Origin of the sequence: Nocardia sp. NPDC049526 (assembly GCF_044465765.1) — a bacterium.
Taxonomy (GTDB): Bacteria; Actinomycetota; Actinomycetes; order Mycobacteriales; family Mycobacteriaceae; genus Nocardia.
Genome location: NZ_JBITMA010000037.1, coordinates 1 through 2,224, shown reverse-complemented (window position 1 = coordinate 2,224; position 2,224 = coordinate 1). Strand labels below are relative to the sequence as shown.

General features: G+C 66.1%; 1 protein-coding gene. It reads right to left on the bottom strand.

Going from position 1 to position 2,224, the window contains the following annotated elements:
• Positions 1-564: 564 nt before the first annotated feature.
• Complete coding sequence (moeZ, locus tag ACIBW7_RS43020) at positions 565-1,749, bottom strand: adenylyltransferase/sulfurtransferase MoeZ (RefSeq protein WP_040694816.1); 1,185 nt, start codon at positions 1,747-1,749, stop codon at positions 565-567.
• Positions 1,750-2,224 lie beyond the last annotated feature (475 nt).

The window sequence follows — 2,224 nt, the reverse complement described above, 5'->3', positions numbered from 1 at the left end:
CCGATGCACACGCCACGGATGGTCGAGTCCCGCGACTCCGTCGCATGCGCTTCGACGACTCGAACGCGAGACGGGCCGCGAACTCCTCGCTCGTAAGACTCACTCCGTTGGCGTCACCGAAAGCGGATCGCTCGGCCACCGATGCACACGCCACGGATGGTCGAGTCCCGCGACTCCGTCGCATGCGCTTCGACGACTCGAACGCGAGACGGGCCGCGAACTCCTCGCTCGTAAAACTCGCTCCGTCGGGGTCACCGAAAGCGGATCGCTCGGCCACCGATGCACACGCCACGGATGGTCGAGTCCTACGCGTGCGGCGCATGCGCTTGGACGGCGCGGACGCGAGACGGGCCGCGAACGGTCGCTCGTAAGACTCACTCCGTTGGGGTCGCCGATGGCGGATCGTTTGGCCACCGGTGCACGCGCCACGGATGGTCGAGTCCGACATCTGTTGCGCATGCGCTTCGACGACTCGAACGCGAGACGGGCCGCGAACGGTCGCTCGTAAGACTCACTCCGCGACAGTTATGTCACCAAGCAGCCTGCTGACAGCGGGCGCGCGATCTAGTAAACGGGCAGGGATTTGTCGACCTGATTCGCCCAGGCGACGATGCCGCCCTGCACGTGCGAGGCGTCGGAGAAACCGGCGTTCTTCAGGACCGCGAGCACCTCCGCCGAGCGGATACCGGTCTTGCAGTGCAAGACGATCGGCCGGTTCTGCGGCAGATCCGACAGCGCCTCACCGGAGAGGAAACGATCCTTCGGGATGAGCTTGGCGCCCTCGATGTGCACGATGTCCCATTCGACCGGCTCGCGCACGTCGATGAGCTCGATTTCCTTGCCCGCGTCGAGCAGCTCCTTGAGCTCGCGCGCGGTAATCGTCGAGCCCGCGGCCGCGGCCTGGCCCTCCTCGGACACCACACCGCAGAACGCCTCGTAGTCGATCAGTTCGGTGATCGGCTGACGCTCCGGATCGCGGCGCAACTTGATGGTCCGGTAGTTCATATCCAGTGCGTCGTAGACCATGAGACGGCCGAGCAGCGGCTCGCCGATGCCGGTGATCAGCTTGATCGCCTCGGTCACCATGATCGAACCGATGGAGGCGCACAGCACGCCGAGGACACCGCCCTCGGCGCAGGAGGGCACCATGCCGGGCGGCGGGGCCTCCGGGTAGAGGTCGCGGTAGTTGATGCCGCGGCCGTCCGGTGCGTCCTCCCAGAAGACCGACACCTGGCCCTCGAAGCGGTAGATGGAGCCCCAGACATAAGGCTTGCCCGCCAGCACCGCGGCGTCGTTGACCAGGTAGCGGGTGGCGAAGTTATCGGTGCCGTCGACGATCAGGTCGTACTCGGCGAACAGCTCGACGGCGTTCTCCGGCTCCAGGCGGATCTTGTGCAGTCGGACCTCGATGCCGGAGTTGATCTCGAGGATGGAATCGCGCGCGCTATCGGCCTTCGGGCGGCCGATATCGGATTCACCGTGGATGATCTGGCGCTGCAGATTGGACGCGTCGACCTCGTCGAATTCGACGATGCCCAGCGTGCCGACACCGGCGGCCGCCAGATACAGCAGCGCGGGCGAGCCGAGCCCGCCGGCGCCGATTACCAGTACCTTGGCGTTCTTCAGCCGTTTCTGCCCGTCCACACCCAGGTCCGGGATGATCAGATGACGGCTGTAGCGGGCGATCTCGTCCTTGGTCAGCTCCGCGGCCGGTTCGACCAGCGGCGGCAGGGACTTCGGTGATGACACGTCCAGGGCTCCTCGAATCAATTGGCCGATCGCACTGTGGTGGCTCAGCGCCTTATTACTCAACACCGACAATCGGCCCGTTCTTCCCGATCTATGGTCCAGCATCAACAACGAAGGGCAGCGACCGGCCCCCGCACAACCGACCACCACGAAGCGAGTCTTACGAACGAGGAGTTCGCGGCCCATCTCGCCTCCGAGCCGTCGAAGCGCATGCGACACAGGCACGGACCCCGCCCTCCCGGCACGCGCCCATCAGGCGCCGAGCGATCCGCCATCAGCGACCCCAACGAAGCGAGTCTTACGAGCGACCGTTCGCGGCCCATCTCGCGTTCAAACCGCCGAAGCGCATGCGACGACGCAGGCACGGGGCCCCGCCCCCTGGCACGCGCCCACCAGGCGCCGAGCGATCCGCCATCAGCGACCCCAACGAAGCGAGTCTTACGAGCGACCGTTCGCGGCCCGTCTCGCGTTCAAA